General features: G+C 71.2%; 17 protein-coding genes. 9 read left to right on the top strand and 8 right to left on the bottom strand.

Going from position 1 to position 19,431, the window contains the following annotated elements; genetic code table 11:
* The first annotated feature begins 92 nt into the window (after positions 1–92).
* Entirely contained in the window at positions 93–554 is a 462-nt protein-coding gene (locus ACIBF7_RS17990; protein WP_397197609.1) for a hypothetical protein, read from the top strand.
* A 100-nt stretch (positions 555–654) separates the two neighbouring features.
* The gene (locus tag ACIBF7_RS17985) at positions 655–1,101 is read left to right on the top strand and encodes a PPC domain-containing DNA-binding protein (protein ID WP_148030337.1); all 447 of its coding nucleotides are present in this window, start codon (positions 655–657) and stop codon (positions 1,099–1,101) included.
* Positions 1,102–1,104: 3 nt separating this feature from the next.
* Here ACIBF7_RS17985 and ACIBF7_RS17980 read toward each other — a convergent pair whose 3' ends face one another.
* Positions 1,105–2,874 (bottom strand): thiamine pyrophosphate-dependent enzyme, encoded by a 1,770-nt coding sequence (locus ACIBF7_RS17980; protein ID WP_397197608.1) that lies wholly within the window; start codon positions 2,872–2,874, stop codon positions 1,105–1,107.
* Positions 2,875–3,182: 308 nt separating this feature from the next.
* Between ACIBF7_RS17980 and ACIBF7_RS17975 the strand changes: the two genes are divergently transcribed.
* The 4 genes from ACIBF7_RS17975 (at position 3,183) to ACIBF7_RS17960 (ending at position 7,667) form a co-directional block, all read left to right on the top strand.
* A complete protein-coding gene (locus tag ACIBF7_RS17975) occupies positions 3,183–4,304 on the top strand; it encodes a sugar ABC transporter substrate-binding protein (RefSeq protein WP_219543159.1) in 1,122 nt (373 codons plus the stop codon).
* 80 nt (positions 4,305–4,384) lie between these two features.
* Positions 4,385–5,137, top strand: coding sequence for an ATP-binding cassette domain-containing protein (locus ACIBF7_RS17970; RefSeq protein WP_148030340.1), 753 nt, complete (start codon positions 4,385–4,387; stop codon positions 5,135–5,137).
* Positions 5,134–6,396: an ABC transporter permease gene (locus ACIBF7_RS17965; RefSeq protein ID WP_364229986.1), complete on the top strand. Its 1,263-nt coding sequence runs from the start codon at positions 5,134–5,136 to the stop codon at positions 6,394–6,396. The genes ACIBF7_RS17970 and ACIBF7_RS17965 overlap by 4 nt, the downstream gene beginning before the upstream one ends.
* Positions 6,397–6,431: 35 nt before the next feature.
* The gene (locus ACIBF7_RS17960; RefSeq protein WP_219543161.1) at positions 6,432–7,667 is read left to right on the top strand and encodes an ROK family transcriptional regulator; all 1,236 of its coding nucleotides are present in this window, start codon (positions 6,432–6,434) and stop codon (positions 7,665–7,667) included.
* Here the strand turns inward: ACIBF7_RS17960 and ACIBF7_RS17955 are convergent.
* Both ACIBF7_RS17955 and ACIBF7_RS17950 read right to left on the bottom strand, forming a co-directional pair.
* Positions 7,664–8,443, bottom strand: a complete 780-nt coding sequence (locus ACIBF7_RS17955; protein ID WP_397197607.1) for a neutral zinc metallopeptidase — start codon at positions 8,441–8,443, stop codon at positions 7,664–7,666. The genes ACIBF7_RS17960 and ACIBF7_RS17955 overlap by 4 nt on opposite strands.
* A 104-nt stretch (positions 8,444–8,547) precedes the next feature.
* Positions 8,548–9,399 (bottom strand): neutral zinc metallopeptidase, encoded by an 852-nt coding sequence (locus tag ACIBF7_RS17950; RefSeq protein WP_397197606.1) that lies wholly within the window; start codon positions 9,397–9,399, stop codon positions 8,548–8,550.
* Positions 9,400–9,547: 148 nt separating this feature from the next.
* On the opposite strand from ACIBF7_RS17950, the gene dxs reads away from it, so the two are divergent.
* The gene (gene dxs / locus ACIBF7_RS17945; protein WP_246639193.1) at positions 9,548–11,428 is read left to right on the top strand and encodes a 1-deoxy-D-xylulose-5-phosphate synthase; all 1,881 of its coding nucleotides are present in this window, start codon (positions 9,548–9,550) and stop codon (positions 11,426–11,428) included.
* Positions 11,429–11,506: 78 nt separating this feature from the next.
* Positions 11,507–12,973 (top strand): amino acid permease, encoded by a 1,467-nt coding sequence (locus tag ACIBF7_RS17940; protein ID WP_397197605.1) that lies wholly within the window; start codon positions 11,507–11,509, stop codon positions 12,971–12,973.
* 36 nt (positions 12,974–13,009) lie between these two features.
* Here the strand turns inward: ACIBF7_RS17940 and ACIBF7_RS17935 are convergent, their stop codons facing one another.
* From ACIBF7_RS17935 to ACIBF7_RS17915, 5 genes are all read right to left on the bottom strand, one after another.
* On the bottom strand, positions 13,010–13,390 hold the full coding sequence (locus ACIBF7_RS17935) for an SSI family serine proteinase inhibitor (protein WP_148030347.1): 381 nt from the start codon (positions 13,388–13,390) through the stop codon (positions 13,010–13,012).
* 94 nt (positions 13,391–13,484) lie between these two features.
* Positions 13,485–15,590, bottom strand: coding sequence for a 3-hydroxyacyl-CoA dehydrogenase NAD-binding domain-containing protein (locus ACIBF7_RS17930; protein WP_397197604.1), 2,106 nt, complete (start codon positions 15,588–15,590; stop codon positions 13,485–13,487).
* Positions 15,587–16,771 carry a thiolase family protein gene (locus ACIBF7_RS17925; RefSeq protein ID WP_219543167.1) on the bottom strand — a complete coding sequence of 395 codons (1,185 nt, stop codon included), beginning with the start codon at positions 16,769–16,771 and terminating at the stop codon, positions 15,587–15,589. Before ACIBF7_RS17925 ends, ACIBF7_RS17930 begins: the two co-directional genes overlap by 4 nt.
* A 39-nt stretch (positions 16,772–16,810) precedes the next feature.
* Entirely contained in the window at positions 16,811–17,596 is a 786-nt protein-coding gene (locus ACIBF7_RS17920; RefSeq protein ID WP_397197603.1) for a hypothetical protein, read from the bottom strand.
* A gap of 374 nt (positions 17,597–17,970) precedes the next feature.
* Positions 17,971–18,702 (bottom strand): SDR family NAD(P)-dependent oxidoreductase, encoded by a 732-nt coding sequence (locus tag ACIBF7_RS17915; RefSeq protein WP_397197602.1) that lies wholly within the window; start codon positions 18,700–18,702, stop codon positions 17,971–17,973.
* A 76-nt stretch (positions 18,703–18,778) separates the two neighbouring features.
* Here ACIBF7_RS17915 and ACIBF7_RS17910 point away from each other — a divergent pair, with 76 nt between their 5' ends.
* Positions 18,779–19,345, top strand: a complete 567-nt coding sequence (locus tag ACIBF7_RS17910; protein ID WP_364229977.1) for a TetR family transcriptional regulator — start codon at positions 18,779–18,781, stop codon at positions 19,343–19,345.
* Positions 19,346–19,431: the final 86 nt, after the last annotated feature.

The following is a 19,431-nucleotide window of genomic DNA, read 5'->3' as shown; positions in this document are numbered from 1 at the left end:
GCATAAGCGTCGCGATAACCCCCGCGTCGCACACTGGTCCAGCCGGAGGCCTCCGGGCGGATCACTGTACGAAATCGGGAGGACGAAGCCAGATGACCTGGTCGCGACGGATGCGTTCAACCGCGGGAGCCGCGCTCGGCGCCCTCACTCTCGTGCTCTTCACGGCGACCCCGTCCAGTGCGGAGGAGCATCGCCACTTCAACCTGGTCGCGCACAACGGGGTGGACTACGCGGGGAACTTCGCCGGGCCGGAGCCTCACCTTTCCGCGTGGCTCATCTTCCACTCCCAGAGGGAGGTGTTCCTCAGAGGACATGTTCACGACACGCAGGTCGACGGCTGGTGCGCGATGGTGTCGGTAACCGTCAACGACGGGTTCCCCGGCGCCAGCACCTTCCGCAGGGAGACCTGCGGTTACCTGACGAAGAAGTTCGTCGACGAGACCATCAACAAGACCCGCCTCTACACCATCAAAGTCGCGGTGGGCCTGCGTTATCCGCCCACCGGTCAGATCAGGTGGGGCGAGAGCGTGAAGTACCAGAACCCGTACTGGTGAACGTTTCTCCAGCGCTGATCGCCGGGAGTGCCTCGACGGGCGCTCCCGGCGCTCTTCCGGCGCATGCGTAGGCCCGCTGGGCCCGGGCAGGCGCTCCCGCATGAAGTCACGAGTTCTGACGAGTTCCGACGGCGTGAGCGTGCACGCGATCATCATGGACAAGGGCGACGAGGCCATGGCCGAGCTGCAGCGCTGGGCGGAGGAGCACGAGGTCACTGCGGCCTCGCTCACCGCGATCGGCGCGTTCAGCGGAGCCACGCTCGGCTATTTCGACCCGGAGCGCGGCGGCTACCTCCGCATCCCCGTCAGGGAGCAGGTCGAGGTCCTGAGCCTGACCGGCGACATCGCGGTCGCCGACGGGCGCCCGCAGATCCACGCGCACGCGGTCGTCGGCCTGCGCGACGGCGCCACCCGGGGCGGCCACCTCCTGGAGGCCACGGTCTGGCCCACGCTGGAGGTCATCGTGCGGGAGTCGCCGGTCTGGCTGCGCAAGCGCCACGACCCCGAGACCGGCCTCTGCCTGATCGACCTGCCGTCGTCCGGCTGAGGCTCAGCCGGAACGCAGCTGCGAGATCTTGTCCTTGAACAGGGTGGAGGCGATGGACGCCCTGCGGGGCTGGCCGCGCAGGAACGCCTCCGCGAACTTCTTGGCCTGCTCGTAGGAGACCTTGCCCGGCATCGGCGGCTCGTCGGGATCCACGTCGACGTCCACCAGGGCCGGTCCGTCGTGCGCGAGCGCCGCGCGGACGGTCTCGTCCAGTTCGCCCGGATCGGTGACCTTCCTGCCGAACCCGCCGCAGGAGCGCGCCCAGGCCGAGAAGTCGGCGACCGGCTCGGCGAAGCGCACGCCGTGCTCGGGGTAGCCGAGCACCATCTGCTCCCACAGGATCTGGCCGAGCGCGTTGTTGTTGTTGATGACCACCTTGATCGGCAGCCGGTGCCGGACCGCCGTCAGGAACTCGGCCATCAGCATCGCGAAGCCGCCGTCGCCGACGAACGCGATCACCTGCCGGCCGGGGAACGCGTGCTGCATCGCGATCGCGTACGGCAGCCCGGGAGCCATCGTGGCCAGGTTGCCCGAGAGGTAGAAGCCGCGGTCGCCGCGGATGGTCCAGTGCCTGGCGGCCCAGGTGGCGATGGTGCCGGAGTCGCAGGTGAGGATCGCGTCGCCGGTCGCGGCCCGGTCGACGCAACTGATCAGGTACTGCGGCGCGATCGGCGAGCGCCGCGGCGACTCCAGCGCCCGCATGTCGGCGCGCCAGGCGTTCATCAGCTCGGTGTACCTGGCCAGGTGAGCGCGGTCGCCGGCGTGCTTGAGCAGCGGCAGCAGGGCGCGCAGGCCCTCCTTGGCGTCGCCGATCATCGGCACCTCGGTGGGCAGCCGCACGCCCGCCCTGACCGGGTCCGCCTCCAGCTGGACCACCCGCGCCGCCCCCGGCTCCGGCAGGTGCCTGGTGTAGGGGAAGTTAGTGCCGATCATGAACAGGGTGTCGCAGTCCTCGACGAGCTCCTCGCCGGGACGGGTGCCGAGCAGGCCGATCCCGCCCACCGCGTACGGCGAGTCGTCGGGGATGACGGCCTTGCCGGGCAGCGTCTTGATCACCGGTGCGCCGAGGGTCTCGGCCACGGCCAGCACCTCGGCGCGGGCGCGCAGGGCTCCGGCCCCGGCCAGGATCGCCGGGCGTTCGGCCCGGTTGAGCACGTCGGCGGCGGCCTGCAGGTCCTCGGCGCGGGGCACGCCCGGCGGGCTCAGGTAGACCGGGGCGGTGGCCGGCGGCCGCGCGGGCGCGACCTGCGGGTAGGGGTCGGCGCCCGCCTCGGCGATCTGCACGTCGTTCGGCAGGGTCAGGTGCGCGACCCCGCGCCGGGCGTAGGCGGTCCTGATCGCGATGTCCACGACGCCGGGCAGCTGGGCCGGGTTGTCGACGACGAGGTTGTACTCGGCGACGTCGGCGAACAGGTGCTGCAGGTGGACCTCCTGCTGGTAGCCGGTGCCCAGCACGCTCGTCTCCTGCATCCCGGTGATCGCCAGGACCGGCTGGTGGTCCAGCTTGGCGTCGTACAGGCCGTTGAGCAGGTGGATGCCGCCGGGGCCGCTGGTGGCCAGGCAGACGCCGATCCGGCCGGTGGCCTTGGCGTGCCCGGCCGCCATGAACGCGGCGGCCTCCTCGTGGTGGACGAGCACGAACCGGACCCGGTCGGAGTGGCGCCGCAGGCCCTCCATGATGCCGTTGATGCCGTCGCCCGGTATCCCGAAGACCGTGTCGACGCCCCATTCGGCCAGGCGTTCGATGAGCAGTTCGGATGCGATCGTAGCCATACCTGCCGCAGTGCCCCAGAGGGTCCACCCAAACATCGGGCAGGCGGGAAAGAAATCTCCGGATCGGCAGATATGGCGGCAGGACGGAGGTGGTCCTCGCCTCGGGCTGGACCGACGCCGAGCCCGTGCCCCCACGACCAGGTGGCGACCTGGGCCGAGGTGTCGATCCGGCGTCCCTGGCGTTTCTGGATTGTTACCGGAAACAACAAACTCCCCCTCCGAGAGGTCTTCCAAAGCAGGCCGTACCGGAATACGTTGCCGCAAACAACATTCATCCGGGCCCCTCCGGAAGAAAGGACCCTGCACCCATGCGCAAGGGGATCCTCAGTCTGACCGCCGCGGCGGCCGCACTAACTCTCGGTCTCACCGCCTGCGGGGGCGACGGCGGTCAGACCTCCACGACGACCTCGGCAGAGGCTTCGGCGGAGGCTTCACAGCCGGCCGCAGGCAAGATCGGCGTCATCCTGCCCGACAGCAAGTCGTCCGCACGATGGGAGACGGCCGACCGGAAGTACCTGCAGGAGGCCTTCGAGGCCGCCGGCGTCGAGTACGACATCCAGAACGCGCAGAACGACAAGACCGCGTTCCAGACCATCGCCGACCAGATGATCACGAACGGCGCCACGGTCCTGATGATCGTCAACCTGGACAGCGGCACCGGCAAGACCGTGATCGACAAGGCCAGGTCGCAGGGCGTGGCCACCATCGACTACGACCGCCTGACGCTGGGCGGCAACGCCGCCTACTACGTCAGCTTCGACAACGAGAAGGTGGGCCAGCTCCAGGGCGAGGGCCTGTCGAAGTGCCTGGCCGACAAGGGCGCGGAGAAGCCCATCGTGGCCTACCTGAACGGCTCGCCGACCGACAACAACGCGACGCTGTTCAAGCAGGGCTACGACGGCGTGCTCAAGCCGAAGTTCGACTCCGGCGAGTACGTCAAGGGTCCCGAGCAGTCCGTGCCCGACTGGGACAACACGCAGGCCGGCACCCTCTTCGAGCAGATGCTCACCAGCGAGCCGAAGATCGCCGGCGTGCTCTCCGCCAACGACGGCCTCGGCAACGCAGCCATCACCGTGCTGAAGAAGAACAACCTCAACGGCAAGGTGCCGGTCACGGGCCAGGACGCCACCGTGCAGGGCCTGCAGAACATCCTCGCGGGCGACCAGTGCATGACCGTCTACAAGGCCGTCAAGAAGGAGGCCGACGCCGCCGCCAAGCTCGCGGTCGCGCTGGCCAAGGGCGAGAAGCCGGCCGCGAGCGGCAGCGTCAAGGACCCGGAGACGGGCCAGGACGTCCCCGCCGAGCTGCTGGACCCGCAGGCCATCTACGCCGAGAACGTCAAGGACGTGGTGGCCGACGGTTACGTGACCAAGGAAGAGCTGTGCACCGGCGACTTCGCCGACAAGTGCACCGAGGCGGGAATCCAGTAACAACCAGGCACCTCGTAGAACCGGTAGAAGGCACGGCTCGCGCTCAGGGGCGCGGGCCGTGCCCCTCGTGAGGGAGCCCCATGACCCCCCTGCTCGAAGTCCGCGGGATCGACAAAAGCTTCGGTCCCGTGCAAGTCCTGCACGACGTGGCGTTCTCGGCCAACGCCGGAGAGGTGACCGCACTGGTCGGCGACAACGGCGCCGGCAAGTCGACGCTGGTCAAGTGCATCGGCGGCATCTACCCGATCGACTCGGGTGAGATCCTGTTCGACGGCAAGCCGGTGCACGTGCACGGCCCGCGCGACGCGGCGGCGCTCGGCATCGAGATCGTCTACCAGGACCTGGCGCTCTGCGACAACCTCGACATCGTCCAGAACATGTTCCTCGGCCGCGAACGCCGCCGGGGCATCATGCTGGACGAGGCCGCGATGGAGGAACAGGCCCAGGAGACGCTCACCGGCCTGTCGGTCCGCACGGTCAAGTCGATCAGGCAGCAGGTCTCCAGCCTGTCCGGCGGCCAGCGCCAGACCGTCGCCATCGCCAAGGCCGTGCTGTGGAACAGCAAGGTCGTCATCCTCGACGAGCCCACCGCCGCGCTGGGCGTCGCCCAGACCGCGCAGGTGCTCGAACTGGTGCGCAGGCTGGCCGACAAGGGCCTGGCCGTCGTGCTCATCTCGCACAACATGAACGACGTGTTCGCGGTGTCCGACAGGATCGCGGCCCTCTACCTCGGCAGGATGGCCGCCCAGGTCCGCACCGCCGACGTGACTCACGCGCAGGTCGTCGAACTGATCACATCCGGCCGCAGCGGAGACCTGGGGATCACGCAATGAACAAGGTCAAAGAACTGCCCGGCGACGCGATCGCCGCCGCGAAGACGTCGCCGTCGATCGGCCTCAGCGTCCGCGCCTACGCCGAGCGGGTGCGCGGCGGGGACATGGGCGCGCTGCCCGCGGTGCTCGGGCTGATCGTGCTCTGCACGGTGTTCGCCGTCGCCCGGCCGGCCTTCCTCACGGCGATCAACTTCGCCAACCTGTTCACCCAGGGCGCCGCGATCACGGTCATCGCGATGGGCCTGGTGTTCGTGCTGCTCGTCGGCGAGATCGACCTGTCGGCCGGGTTCGCCAGCGGCGTCTGCGCGGCGGTGCTCGCGGTGACGCTCACCAGCCTGGGCCTGCCCTGGTACGTCTGCGTGCTGGCCGCGATCGTCACCGGCGTGGTCATCGGCGTCACGCTCGGCGGCCTGGTCGCCAAGGTGGGCATCCCGTCGTTCGTCGTCACGCTGGCCGCGTTCCTCGCCTTCCAGGGCCTGGTGCTGGTGCTGGTCAGGGAAGGCACGAACATCTCGATCAGGGACGACGTGATCGTCGCGATCGCCACCAGGAACCTGCCGCCGTGGCTCGGCTGGGCCCTGTTCGCGGTCTGCGTGGCGGTCTACGCGGGCATCCAGCTCCTCCGGGCCAGGAAGCGCACCGCGCGCGGCCTGGTGGCCGACCCGATGTCGCTGATCGCCGCCCGGGTGGGGGCGCTCGTGGTCATCGGCGGCCTCGCGGTGTACGTGCTCAACCTGGAGCGCAGCCGCAACCCGCTGCTCACCTCGCTGACCGGTGTGCCGATCGTGGTGCCGATCATCCTGGCGCTGCTGGTGCTGTGGACGTTCGTGCTGCACCGTACCGCGTTCGGCCGGCACATCTACGCGGTCGGCGGGAACCCGGAGGCGGCCCGCAGGGCCGGCATCCCGGTGGACCGGATCAAGGTCGCCGCGTTCGTCATCTGCTCCTCGATGGCCGCGGTCGGCGGCATCATCGCCGCCTCGCGGGCCAGCTCCGTCGACCCGAACACCGGCGGCAGCTCGGTGCTGCTCTACGCGGTGGGCGCCGCCGTCATCGGCGGCACCAGCCTGTTCGGCGGCAAGGGCAGGGTGCTCGACGCCATACTCGGCGGCGCCGTGGTGGCGGTCATCGAGAACGGGATGGGCCTGATGGGGTACGGAGCGAGTGTGAAGTATCTGGTCACCGGATCGGTGCTGCTGCTCGCCGCGGGCGTGGACGCCATCGCGCGCAAACGGGCCTCCGCCGCTGGTCTAAGGTGATCAGCGACTTCCACCCGTTGAAGGAACCACAGCCTATGCGTGCCGGTCCGTCCCAGGAGGACATCAGGCGCCACAACCTCGGCGCGCTGCTGCGTCATGTCCATCTGGGCGGGCCGATCTCGCGCGCCGAGCTCACCTCCAGGATGGGGCTCAACCGCAGCACCATCATGGCGCTCACCTCCGACCTGACGGCGGCCGGGCTGGTGCGCGAGGAGCTGCCGCGCGAGACCGGCCGCGCCGGGCGGCCCTCCCTGGTGGTCCGTCCCGAGTCGTCGCGGGTGTACGTGTTCGCGTTCGACGTGGGGCCCGACCGGCTCGTGGCCGCCCGTGTCGGGTTGGGCGGGGTGATCCTCGACCGGCGGGAGCTGCCACGCCGGCGCGGCCCGTTCGAGCTGCCGGAGCTGGTCGGCGCGCTGGCCGGGTTCGCCCGGCAGATGCGACGCAAGACCAGGCCCGACACCGTGTGCGTGGGCGCCGCCGCGGCCGTGGCCGGCGGGGTGCGCAAGGGCGACGGCGTCATCACCTTCGGCCCCAACCTGATGAAACCCCATCAGGAGGTGCCGTTCGGTGAGGAACTGGGCCGCAGGCTCGGCCTCGGCCTGCCGGTGAGCGTGGGCAACGACGCCAACCTGGGCGCGCTGGCCGAGCACAGCCGCGGCCTGGGCGTGTCCGTCAAGGACCTCATCTACCTGCACGGCGACGTCGGCATCGGCGGCGGCATCATCGCGGGCGGCCACCTGCTGGGCGGCCACGACGGCTACGGCGGCGAGGTCGGCCACATGGTCGTTAACCCCGGCGGCCGGGCGTGCGGCTGCGGCTCGCACGGCTGCCTGGAGGCCGAGGTGGGGGAGCGGGCGCTGCTGGAGGCGGCGGGCCGGGCCAAGGCGGACCAGAACGGGGACGCCCAGCAGGGCAAGCACGGCCGGGAGGCGGTGCGCGCCGTCGTCGACGCCGCCGACCGGGGCGACATCGTGGCCCAGGAGGCGCTCAAGCGGGTCGGCGACTGGCTCGGCCTGGGCGTCGCCAACCTGATCAACATCTTCAACCCGGAGATGGTCATCTTCGGCGGCATGCTGAGGGAGATCTACCTCGGCTCGGCTGCGCGGGTGCGCAGCCAGCTGACCCTGCACGCCATGACACCCCAGCGCGAACGGTTGCGGCTGCGCACCTCGGCACTGGCCGACGACGCGACGCTGGTGGGCGCGGCCGAGCTGGCCTTCGCCCACGTCCTCGCGGACCCGCTGGAGGTGCTGGCCAGGGCGGGCGGCTAGGCGACCCGCGCGTTCGGCGCCGTCCAGGTGTTGCAGGCGCCGGCCGAGCCGACGTCGTAGCCGCGGTCCTGCCAGTAGGCGAGGTTGCGCGGCTTGCCGTGGATCTCGCTCTCGCGGCTCCGCTTCACCCCGTCGATCCACTGCGCCCAGGTGATGTCGGAGTTGAGCGTGTCGAGCGTGGACCGGTAGAAGACACCGGCGAAGCACTCGGCCTGCATCTCCAGCCGGCGGCTCAGCGCCGCGCGCCGGGTCTTGCCGGAGCGCCAGTAGAGCGTGTTCTGCGCGTCCAGGATGCCGGTGAGCTCCTGTACGTGGTGGCCCCACTCGTGCGCGACCGAGTGCGCGAGGTTCAGCTTGATCTGGTCGCGCAGGTCACGCTTCATGATCCGGATCGCGACGGTGCGCTGCTGCGGGCAGTACTGCGCGCCGTTGGTGGTGATCTTCCCGCAGACCGAGCGGCTTCCGGTCGTGATCTGTAGCTTGGGCGGGCTGTAGCGCAGGCCCGCGGCCTTGAACCGGGTGGCCCAGAAGCGGTTGGCGCACCGGGCCAGCTCCTGCTGGAACCTCTTCACCGAGGCGGCGCTGCCCGGCCTGACCTCGGAGGTGGCGCAGGACATGGGGGCCGCGGTGCCCGACCGGTAGATCTTGTTCTTGGTGAGGACGGCCGGCAGCGCGGCGGTCGCGGTGGTGCTCGCGGCCGCCGCGCTGCTCGCCGTACCCGTGAGGCCCAGACCCGCGATCATGCAGGACGCCACTGCGATAAGGGGAATACGCACGATCGCGGATCTTAGACCAGTTCATGGTGTTTTGTTTACGCAACCTTGGCATTCGGCCGCGGAAGGCACGGCCGCGCCCCGTGACGCGGCCGTGTGTCACGACGTCAGGCGACCGCCCTGGAGGACGCCTTCCAGGTGTTGCAGGAGCCCGGCTGCGCAGAGTTGTAGCCCCGCTCCATCCAGGCCGCCTGGCTCCGGCCCTTGCCGTGGTCGTTCTGCGCCCAGCCCTTGTGGCCGTTCTCGCGGAACCAGTTCACGGTGTGGTCCCAGTGCTCCTGGGGAACCGGCAGCGAGTGGGCGATCGTCCGCATGAAGACCGCGGAGAAGCACTCGGCCTGGAGCTCGTGGCGGCGCGACAGCTGCAGCTGGGCCGAGCGGCCGGCCCGCTGCCTGGCCTGGAAGTAATAGTTCGAGATGCCGGCCAGCTGCTGGACGTGGTGGCCGTACTCGTGGGCCATCAGCCGGGCGATGCCGACCGCGAACGGGTCGCGCAGCTCGCGCTTGGTGATCAGCATGTACATGGTGCGGTCGGCGCTGCAGTACACGCCGGCGGCGCCCGAGACCCAGCGCCCGCAGGCGTTGTTGACCTTCCTGGTGACGATGCGCAGCCTCGGCTTGCTGAAGCGCAGGTTCGCCTTGCGGAACTGGGTGGCCCACGCCTTGTTCAGGCAGTTCGTCATCCGCTGGAGGAAGCGCTTGTACGCGGCCGTGCTGCCCCGCCGGATCTCGCCCGGCGAGCAGTTGGTGGCGGCCAGGCGGCCGGTCCGGTAGAGCCGGCTGTTCGTCGCCGCGGACTTCGGAGCAGCCTGCAGGGCCGCGGCCTGCTGCGCCGCCGCGGGCCGGCTCGTGACCTGCTGGACCCCGGCCTGTGCGCTGTGCGTCTGTGCGACCGCCGTCCCCGTGCCGGCCAGCGTGATGACCACGCCGGCCGCCGTGAGTGACGCCAGTTTCTTCATGGGGAGAGTGTTCATAATGTGCCAAAGACTAGGTCAAGAGCTGACAAATGTGGGTGGATTTAAGTCGATGGGTCTAGTGCGGCATCGGCGAACTAGACTCGTCCCAGTCGGCGAACAAGAGCAGAGGGGAGCCGGATCCGTGAGCGGGTTGCTGGGCTCGATCAAGGGACCGCACGACGTCAAACGGCTCGCGGCGGGAGACCTGCCGCTGCTGGCGGGTGAGATTCGCGACCTGCTCGTCGACTCGTGCGCGCGCTTCGGCGGCCACCTCGGCCCCAACCTCGGTGTGGTGGAACTCACCATCGCGATCCACCGCGTCTTCGACTCGCCGCGCGACCCGGTCATCTGGGACACCGGTCATCAGGCGTACGTGCACAAGCTGCTCACCGGCCGGGTGGCCGGCTTCGGCGCGCTCAAGCAGGAGGGCGGCCTGTCGGGCTACCCCAGCCAGGCCGAGTCCGAGCACGACTTCGTGGAGAACTCCCACGCCTCCACCGCCCTGTCCTACGCCGACGGCCTGGCCAAGGCGTTCAAGCTGCGCGGCGAGCGCGACCGCACCGCCGTCGCGGTGATCGGCGACGGCGCGCTCACCGGCGGCATGGCCTGGGAGGCGCTCAACAACATCGCCGCCGTCAAGGACCTGCCGGTCGTCATCGTGGTCAACGACAACGGGCGCTCCTACTCGCCGACCATCGGCGGCCTCGCCTCCCATCTGTCGTCGCTGCGCGTCGACCGCCGCTACGAGGACGCGCTGGAGTTCGTGAAAGAGAAGCTCGGGAACGTTCCCGTGCTCTACGACGCGCTCCACGGCCTCAAGAAGGGCGTCAAGGACGCCATCGCCCCGCAGGTCATGTTCGAGGACCTCGGCCTCAAGTACGTCGGCCCCATCGACGGCCACGACGAGCAGGCCATGGAGGCGGCGCTGCGCCGGGCCCGCGGCTTCCGCGGCCCGGTCATCGTGCACGCGCTCACCCAGAAGGGCCGCGGCTACAGCCCGGCGGAGAACCACGACGAGGACCAGTTCCACTCGCCGGGCGCCTTCGACCGCGCCACCGGCGCCGAGAAGCCCAAGGGCCGCATCTGGACCGACGTGTTCAGCGACGAGCTGGTCCGGCTCGGCAAGGAGCGCGAGGACGTGGTCGCGATCACCGCCGCGATGCTCCACCCGACCGGCCTGGCGCGCTTCGCCGACGCCTTCCCCGACCGCACCTACGACGTCGGCATCGCCGAGCAGCACGCCCTGACCAGCGCCGCCGGTCTGGCCATGGGCGGCCTCCACCCGGTCGTGGCCGTCTACGCCACCTTCCTCAACCGGGCCTTCGACCAGCTCCTCATGGACGTCGCCCTGCACCGGCTGCCCGTCACCGTGGCGCTCGACCGGGCCGGCGTGACCGGCGACGACGGCGCCAGCCACAACGGCATGTGGGACCTCTCCATCCTCCAGGTCGTGCCCGGCCTGCGGCTCGCCGTCCCGCGCGACGGCGAGCGGCTGACCGAGCTGCTGCGCGAGGCGGTGGCCGTCACCGACGGGCCGACCGTGCTGCGCTTCCCCAAGGGCCCCGTCGCCGAGGCGATCGAGCCCGTACGCAAGCTCGGCGGCATGGACGTCCTGCGCGACCCCGACACCTCCGACCCCGACGTGCTACTGGTCGGCGTGGGCCCGATGGCGCACGTCTGCCTGGAGGCCGCCACCCTGCTCGACGCGCAGGGCATCAGCGCCACGGTGGTCGACCCGCGCTGGGTCAAGCCGCTCGACGAGGCCCTGATCGGCGCGGCGGCCGGACGCCGGCTCGTCGCCGTCGTCGAGGACAACGGCCGGGTCGGCGGCGTGGGCGACGCGGTCTCGCGGCTGCTGCGCGACGCCGACGTCGACGTGCCCGTGCGCAACTTCGGCATCCCGCAGCGCTTCCTCGACCACGCCAAGCGGGCCGTCATCCTCGGCCGGATCGGACTCAACGGCCAGGACCTCGCCCGCCAGATCACCGAGGCGGTCGCCAAGCGCAGCTCGCAGGTCGTCAGTCCTTCGTAGAAGAGCCTTCCCGGGTTACGCTCACGTGAGATTCCGCACCTCGCATGATCGCCCCGGACCCGGGAAGGATCACCGACCGTGGACATCTTTCGCACGAAGAGTGTCGAGCAGTCGATCCGTGACACCGAGGCGCCCGAGCACCGGCTCCGCAAGCGTCTCACCGCCGTCGACCTGACGGTCTTCGGCATCGGTGTGATCATCGGCACCGGCATCTTTGTGCTGACCGGTCAGGTCGCCAGGGAGATGGCCGGGCCGGCGGTGGCGATCTCGTTCGTGGTGGCCGGGGTGGTGTGCGGGCTGGCCGCGCTGTGCTACGCGGAGTTCGCCTCCACGATCCCCGTGGCCGGATCGGCCTACACCTTCTCCTTCGCCACGCTGGGCGAGTTCCCCGCCTGGATCATCGGCTGGGACCTGCTGCTGGAGATGGCGCTGGCAGCCGCCGTGGTCGCCGTCGGCTGGTCAGGCTACTTCAGCGCGCTGCTCACCTCGGCCGGCGTGCACCTGCCCCCGTCGATCGCGGGCGAGGACCCCGTGGTGGACGTGCCCGCGATGGCCGTCGTGCTCATCCTCACCGCGGTCCTGATCGCCGGCATCAAGCTGTCGTCCCGGGTCAACCTGGTCATCGTGATCATCAAGGTCACGGTCGTCCTGCTGGTGATCCTGGCCGGGCTGTTCTTCATCTCCATGGCCAACTACACGCCGTTCGTCCCCGAGCCGCAGCCGACCCCGGCGGTGGAGGGCGTGCAGGCGCCGCTCATCCAGGTGCTCTTCGGCATCACGCCGGTGGCTTTCGGCGTGCTGGGCATCTTCACCGCCGCGGCCATCGTGTTCTTCGCCTTCATCGGCTTCGACATCGTGGCCACCGCCGCGGAGGAGACCATCGAGCCGCAGCGCGCCCTGCCGCGCGGCATCCTCGGCTCGCTGGTGATCTGCACGCTCCTGTACGTGGCGGTCTCGCTGGTGGTGGTGGGCATGCAGCCCTACACCGAGCTGAGCACCGCCGCGCCGCTGGCCGACGCGTTCACCGCGGTCGGGCAGCCCTGGGCGGCGGCGCTCATCAGCATCGGCGCGATCGCCGGCCTGACCACCGTGGTGATGATCCTCATGCTGGGGCAGACCCGGGTGCTGTTCGCCATGTGCCGCGACGGGCTGCTGCCGCGCCCGCTGGCCAAGGTCCACCCGAGGACCGGCACGCCCGCGCTGCTCACCGCGATCGTCGGCGTGGTCGCCGCCCTGCTGGCCGGGTTCATCTCCCTGAGCGCGCTGGCCGAGCTGGTGAACATCGGCACGCTCTTCGCGTTCGTGGTGGTGTCCGCCGGTGTGATCATCCTGCGGCGCACCCGTCCGGACCTCCCGCGGGCCTTCAGGGCGCCGCTGGTGCCGCTGCTGCCGATCCTGTCGGTGCTCGCCTGCCTCTACCTGATGCTGAACCTGCCGGTCGAGACCTGGCTCCGGTTCCTCATCTGGATGGTCATCGGCGCGGTGCTCTACTTCGCGTACGGCTACCGCCACAGCATGGTGGCCGAGCCCGGCCGGCGGTCGTGAGGGGCGGCCGGAGCCGCCCCCGCCGAGACCCGCGGCTCAGGGCGTGAAGAGCGCCCCGCCTGCCGACTTCATCAGGCACGCGTTCGAGTACATCCGGCCGAACGAGATCGGCTCGCCACGCCACCGGCCCGTCACGACCACGGCGGCGGGCCGGAACTCGCGCGTGCAGGCGGCCTTCGAACTGCCCACCAGCCGGGCCGGATCGCCGCCGGCCCGCGCCAGCAGCTTGCAGGCCGCGCTCGCCGACCGGTGGGTGCCGCCCGCCGGACGGCAGGTGAGCGTGGCCGTCCGCGTGGGACCGTTCTTCACCGTGACCAGGATCCGCAGGACCGCTCCCGGAGTGCTTGCCGCGACCGCCGGGGCCGGGACCGTCAGGAGGGACCCGCACAGCGCGATCGCGCCGAACGCCTTCATCATGATCTTTTCCCTTCGTAGCACACGGCATCAGAGGCTACGACGGAGAGTGACGACCGGAGGGGAGGCCCGCCGGGCGAGCCTCCCCAAAGGCAGGTCAAGCGGGGAGCGAGGCGACTCCCGGCGGCAGGAACCGTGACGGCGAGTGACCGGCGCGGTCCAGGTACGGCGTGATGCCGCCCAGGTGGAACGGCCAGCCGGCGCCCAGGATCATGCACAGGTCGATGTCCTGCGGCGCCGCCACGACGCCCTCGTCCAGCATGATCCGGATCTCCCCGGCCAGCGCCCTCAGCACGCGCACGCGTACCTGATCGGCGGTGGACGGCCCGTCCGCGACGCCGGAGCCGCCCGCGAACAGCGCGACCGCCTCCTCGTCCAGCGAGAAGTCCGGCCGGTACACGCCCGGCTTGCCGGCGGCGACCAGCTTGGCCAGGTTGGCCGAGACCCCGAACCGGTCGGGGAACGCCTCGTGCAGCGTCTCCGCCACGTGCAGGCCCACCGCCGGGCCGACGAGCTGCAGCAGCGCGAACGGCGTCATCGGCAGCCCGAGCCGGTCCAGCGCGTGCTCGGCCGTCTCCAGCGGAGTGCCCTCGTCCACGGCCCCGATGACCTCGCCCATGAACCGGGTGAGCAGCCGGTTGACGACGAACGCCGGGGCGTCCTTGACCAGCACCGACGACTTCTTCAGCGCCTTGCCGACGGCGAACGCGGTGGCCAGCGTGGCGTCGTCGGTCGCGCCGCCCCTGACGATCTCCAGCAGCGGCATGACCGCGACCGGGTTGAAGAAGTGGAAGCCGACCAGCCGCTCCGGGTGCGCCAGGTCCTCGCCCATCGCGGTGACGCTCAGCGAGGAGGTGTTGGTGGCCAGCACGCAGTCGGCCCGCACCACGGCCTCCACCTCGGCGAACACCTGCTTCTTGACCGCCAGGTCCTCGAAGACCGCCTCGATCACGAAGTCGGCGTCGGCGAAGGCGTCCTTGGTCAGCGAGCCCGTCACCAGCGCCTTGAGCCGGTTGGCCTGGTCGGGCGAGACGCGGCCCTTGCCGGCCAGCTTGTCGACCTCGGCGTGCACGTACGAGACGCCCTTGTCGAGCCTGGCCTGGTCGAGGTCCGTCAGCACGACCGGGACCTGCAGCCGGCGGGCGAACAGCAGCGCCATCTGCGAGGCCATCAGGCCCGCGCCGACGACGCCGACCTTGGTGACCTTGCGCGCCAGCGACGCGTCCGGCGCGCCCGCGGGCCGCCTGGCCCGGCGCTGCACCAGGTCGAAGGAGTAGAGACCGGCCCGCAGCTCGTCGCTGAGCAGCAGGTCGGCGAGCGCCTCGTCCTCGGCGGCGAAGCCCTCGTCGCGGGAGGCGGTACGGGCCAGCCCGATCAGGTCGAGCGCCCGGTACGGCGCGGGAGCGGCGCCGTGGAGCTTCATGTCGACCAGGAAACGGGCGTCGGAGACCGCCTTGTCCCAGTCGGCGGCGGTGTGGTCGGGGCGCTCGACCGTCACCTCGCCGGTGAGCACGCGGGCCGCCCAGCGCAGCGACTCCTCCAGGAAGTCGGCCGGCTCGAACAGCGCGTCCGCGACGCCCAGCTCGAACGCCTCGCGGCCCCTGGTCATGCGGTTCTGCGCGAGCGGGTTCTCCACGATCAGCTTGATCGCGTTCGCCGGGCCTGTCAGGCGGGGGAGCAACTGCGTGCCGCCCCAGCCCGGCACCAGGCCCAGCGAGCACTCCGGCAGCGCCACCGCCGGGACGCCCGAGGAGATCGTGCGGTAGGTGCAGTGCAGCGCCACCTCCAGGCCGCCGCCCATGGCCGCGCCGTTGACGAACGCGAACGACGGGACGTCCAGCTCGCCCAGCCGGCGGAACACGTGGTGGCCCAGGGCGCCGATCGCCAGCGCCTCCTCACGGGTGGTCAGCGCCGCCGCGCCCTTCAGGTCGGCGCCGACGCCGAACACGAACGGCTTGCCGGTGACGCCCACCGCCGCCAGGTCGGTCCGCTCGGCGATCTCCGACAGCGCGCCGTTGAGCGCGAACAGGCCGTGCGGGCCGAACGTGTTGGGCTTGGTGTGGTCGAAGCCGTTGTCGAGCGTGATCAGTGCCAACGTGCCCGCGCCGCCGGGCAGCTCCACGTCGCGGACCAGGGCCTTGGTGACGACCTCGTCCGTGGCCCGCTCGGTCAGCAGCGCGCGCCAGGTGTCCAGAGTGCTCATGCCAGGTTCTCCCAGATCACGGTGCCGCCCATGCCCATGCCGACGCACATGGTGGTGATGCCGTAGCGCACGTCGGGGCGCTCGCCGAACTGGCGGGCGAGCTGCGTCATCAGCCGTACGCCGGAGGAGGCCAGCGGGTGGCCGAACGCGATCGCGCCGCCGTACGGGTTCACCCGGGGGTCGTCGTCGGCGAGGCCGAAGTGTTCCAGGAAGGCGAGGACCTGGACGGCGAACGCCTCGTTGATCTCGATCAGCCCAATATCCGACATTTCGAGATTCGCCAGGCGGAGGGCGCGCTCCGTGGACGGGATCGGGCCGACGCCCATGACCTCCGGGTCCACACCGGCGAACGCGTACGAGACGAGCCGCATCTTCGGCGTCAGGCCGAGCTCCGCGGCGACGTCGGCGGCCGCCACGACGCAGCCGGTCGCGCCGTCGTTGATGCCCGAGGAGTTGCCGGCCGTCACGTGGCCGTGCGGGCGGAACGGCGTCTTCAGCGTGCCCAGCGCCTCCAGGGTGGTGCCGGGCCGCGGCGCCTCGTCCTGGGTGGCCAGGCCCCAGCCCTTCTCCGCCGTGCGCACCGCGGTCGGCACCAGGTCGGGCTGGATCTTGCCGTCCGCGTACGCCTTGGCCACCTTCTCCTGCGACAGCACCGCGTACGCGTCGGCGCGCTCCTTGGTGATCGTGGGATGGCGGTCGTGCAGGTTCTCCGCCGTCATGCCCATGACCAGGGCGCTCGGGTCGACCAGCTTCTCCGACAGGAACCGCGGGTTCGGGTCGACGCCCTCGCCCATCGGGTGGCGCCCCATGTGCTCGACGCCGCCCGCGATGGCCACGTCGTAGGCGCCGAAGGCGATGCCGCCGGCGACCGTGGTCACCGCGGTCATCGCGCCCGCGCACATCCGGTCGATCGCGTAGCCGGGCACGGACTTCGGCAGCCCGGCCAGCACCGCCGCCGAGCGGCCGATGGTCAGGCCCTGGTCGCCGATCTGGGTGGTGGCGGCGATGGCGACCTCGTCCACCCGCTCGGGCGGCAGGGCGGGGTTGCGCCGCATGAGTTCGCGGATGACGCGCACGACCAGGTCGTCAGCGCGGGTCTCCGCATACAGCCCCTTCGGCCCGGATCTGCCGAAAGGGGTGCGCACGCCGTCGACGAACACGACGTCACGAGAGGAAGGCACGGATCAGCTCCTCGTTGCTGGACAGCTTCCGCCCTTATGCTACTCATCAGTAACTACCGCGCACGCGACCCCCGCGGCGACCAGGGCGCAGATCACCACCGGATCGAGGTCCCACACCCTCCCCCTTACCCCCAGCACCCCGGTCACAGCCACCATCACCCCTGCTCTCCGCGTCACCGTCCGCACGCGCCCGAGGCGGGGACCCGCTCGATGCCTGGGCGTCCTCCCGCTCGTGGGGGCCTGAGGTCCGGGGAGGTTCCCGGCGAGCCGGGCGGGGTCCCAGGGGTCGCTGGGAGGCGTGCCCCGGTGGGCGACGCGCGCTGCGAGGTCACGGGCCCACCAGGCGGCGAAGCAGACCGCCGCTCCCGCCCCGGCCCAGCCGAGCGCCGTCATCGCGCTCTCCAGGACGGCGGCGAGCGGGGACTCCCCGAACAGGCCCGGCAGCGTGCCGCCGAGCAGCAGCACCACCGCCCACCCGCACGCCATGACCAGCCTGCCCACCGGCAGCAGCGGTGGGGGTGGCGGCACCGCGTACAGCTCCCGCTCCCGGCGCCGGGCGGCGCGCGCCCGCGACCCCCACACCACCTGCGTGACGGCCAGGGCGGCCAGCGCGCCGGCGAAGGACGCCAGCGAGAGCAGGGCGAGCGGCGCCGCCCACGCGCCGTCCGCCCGCTCGGCGAGCACCTGCGTGGCGGCCGGGAACAGGAGTGCGGCGGCCAGCGCCACACGGGCGCGGCGCCGCGCGTCCCGGACCCGCGCCCGCAGCGCCGCCACGGCCACGGCGCCGGGAGGGGGCGCGATCTCGCTCGTGAGCATGGTGGTCATGATGCGGGACAACGCTCCGTGACGTCCCGGTTTCGGCAAGCTGGAGTCACCGATCCACCCGACTCCCGAATCCGCGCCCAAGCGAGGCGGAATCGTCAACGGTCCCGCCCGCGTCCAAGCGAGCGGGTGCCGTCAACTCGCGACGCGGGCGTCCGCGTGAGGTCGGTGGTCCCCGTCAGGTCGTGACCTCCCGTCCGCGTGAGTTGGAAGGCGTCAGGTCGTGACCTCCCGTCTGTGTGTTGGAAGGGTCGGTGGTCTCTGTCAGGTCGTGACCTCCCGTCTGTGTGAGTTGGGAACGTTGGGGGTGTCGGCCGCTCGCAAGTGAGCTGCTCGTGGCGCGGGCGTCTGGGCGAGTCTGAAGCGTCGGGGTGTCGTCAGGTTGTGACGCCGGCGTCCACGGGGATGGCGGCGCCGGTGATGTTGCGGCCGCCCTCGCCGGCCAGGTGGGCCACGGTCGCGGCGATGTCCTCCGGTGAGCAGTAGCGGCCCAGCGCGGTGTACGAGCGTTCCTCGTCGGCGCCCGGCCCGTCGGCCGGGTTCATCTCGGTGTCGGTGGAGCCGGGATGGACCAGGTTGGCGGTGATGCCGCGGGAGCCGAGGTCGCGGGCCAGCCCTTTGGTGAGGCCGACGAGCGCGGACTTGCTCATCGCGTACAGCGTCCAGTCCGGGTACGGGACGCGCTCGGCCAGGCTGCTGCCGATCATGATGATCCGCCCGCCGTCAGGCAGGTGCCGCGCCGCGGCCTGGGCCAGCACGAACGACGCGCGGGCGTGCACCGCGAGCACACGGTCCACCTCCTCAAGCGTGACATCCTCCAGTGGCCCGTACGGGGCGATGCCGGCGTTGCCGACCACCACGTCGAGCCGGCCCAGGGTGGCCACCGTGCGCTCGACCGCCGCCACCACCTCGCCCGCGTCCTCGGCCCTGGCCCTGATCGCCAGGGCACGCCGCCCCAGCGCCTCGGCCTCCGCGGCCACGGCCGCCGCCCGGCCGGCCTCGGCGGCGTACGTGATCGCCACGTCGAACCCGTCGGCGGCGAGCCGGCGGGCGATGGCGGCGCCGATCCCCCTGCTGCCTCCGGTGACCAGCGCGACCTTGCGTCCCATGATTCCTCCAATGAAGCGGAATGGATTCCGCTTGAGATAGTAACCGGAATCTATTCCGTTTGTCTCGGGTGGAAGGATGGACGCCGTGAGAAGCGAGCGCAGCGACGCCGCCCGCAACCGGGCGAAGATCCTCGCCGCCGCCGCCGGCATCGTCGCCGAGCAGGGGGTGGAGGGCCTGGCGATGGCGGAGGTCGCCGCCGCGGCAGGGGTCGGCGTCGGCACGCTCTACCGCCGCTTCGGCGACCGCTCCGGGCTCGCCTACGCGCTCATCGACGAGCGGGAGCGCGAGTTCCAGGCGGCCTTCGTCGGAGGGCCGCCGCCGCTCGGGCCGGGGGCGGAGCCGCGCGAGCGTATCCGCGCGTTCCTGCACGCCCTGCTGGAGCGTACGGTCGAGCAGCTCGACCTGCTGCTGATGGCCGAGACGGCCGCGCCGCTGGCCCGCTTCGGCGGCGCCTACCAGGCCCACCACGCCCACCTGGCGATGCTGGTCGCGCAGGCGGCGCCCGGCGCCGACGCCGCCCCGCTGGCCGACGCGCTGCTGGCGCCGTTCGCCGCGCCGCTGCTGGCGCACCGGCTGCGCGAGGGTGTGACGCCCGAGCGGGTCAGGTCCGCGCTCGACGCCCTCCTCGCCGGGATCCGCTGAAGGCCCTCCGGCGTCTCCGATGGTGGGACGTCGAGTCACGGCAGGGGCCGATGTGACTGTGAGTAGTCTTCGGGAAACGAGTGAAA

The organism is Nonomuraea sp. NPDC050478 (genome assembly GCF_044458265.1).
Classification (GTDB): domain Bacteria; phylum Actinomycetota; class Actinomycetes; order Streptosporangiales; family Streptosporangiaceae; genus Nonomuraea; species Nonomuraea ferruginea.
Note: the sequence above shows the minus strand (reverse complement) of the source record. Positions and strands in the feature narration are given on the sequence as shown.

Bases quoted from the DNA above. Each gene is read 5' to 3' on its own strand.
- ACIBF7_RS17990 (WP_397197609.1), top strand. From the start codon at position 93: ATGACCTGGTCGCGACGGATGCGTTCAACCGCGGGAGCCGCGCTCGGC.
- ACIBF7_RS17975 (WP_219543159.1), top strand. From the start codon at position 3,183: ATGCGCAAGGGGATCCTCAGTCTGACCGCCGCGGCGGCCGCACTAACT.
- ACIBF7_RS17935 (WP_148030347.1), bottom strand. From the start codon at position 13,390: ATGATGAAGGCGTTCGGCGCGATCGCGCTGTGCGGGTCCCTCCTGACG.
- ACIBF7_RS17980 (WP_397197608.1), bottom strand. From the start codon at position 2,874: ATGGCTACGATCGCATCCGAACTGCTCATCGAACGCCTGGCCGAATGG.
- ACIBF7_RS17930 (WP_397197604.1), bottom strand. From the start codon at position 15,590: ATGAGCACTCTGGACACCTGGCGCGCGCTGCTGACCGAGCGGGCCACG.
- ACIBF7_RS17910 (WP_364229977.1), top strand. From the start codon at position 18,779: ATGGACGCCGTGAGAAGCGAGCGCAGCGACGCCGCCCGCAACCGGGCG.
- ACIBF7_RS17970 (WP_148030340.1), top strand. From the start codon at position 4,385: ATGACCCCCCTGCTCGAAGTCCGCGGGATCGACAAAAGCTTCGGTCCC.
- ACIBF7_RS17915 (WP_397197602.1), bottom strand. From the start codon at position 18,702: ATGGGACGCAAGGTCGCGCTGGTCACCGGAGGCAGCAGGGGGATCGGC.
- ACIBF7_RS17960 (WP_219543161.1), top strand. From the start codon at position 6,432: ATGCGTGCCGGTCCGTCCCAGGAGGACATCAGGCGCCACAACCTCGGC.
- ACIBF7_RS17920 (WP_397197603.1), bottom strand. From the start codon at position 17,596: ATGACCACCATGCTCACGAGCGAGATCGCGCCCCCTCCCGGCGCCGTG.
- ACIBF7_RS17985 (WP_148030337.1), top strand. From the start codon at position 655: ATGAAGTCACGAGTTCTGACGAGTTCCGACGGCGTGAGCGTGCACGCG.
- ACIBF7_RS17965 (WP_364229986.1), top strand. From the start codon at position 5,134: ATGAACAAGGTCAAAGAACTGCCCGGCGACGCGATCGCCGCCGCGAAG.
- ACIBF7_RS17950 (WP_397197606.1), bottom strand. From the start codon at position 9,399: ATGAAGAAACTGGCGTCACTCACGGCGGCCGGCGTGGTCATCACGCTG.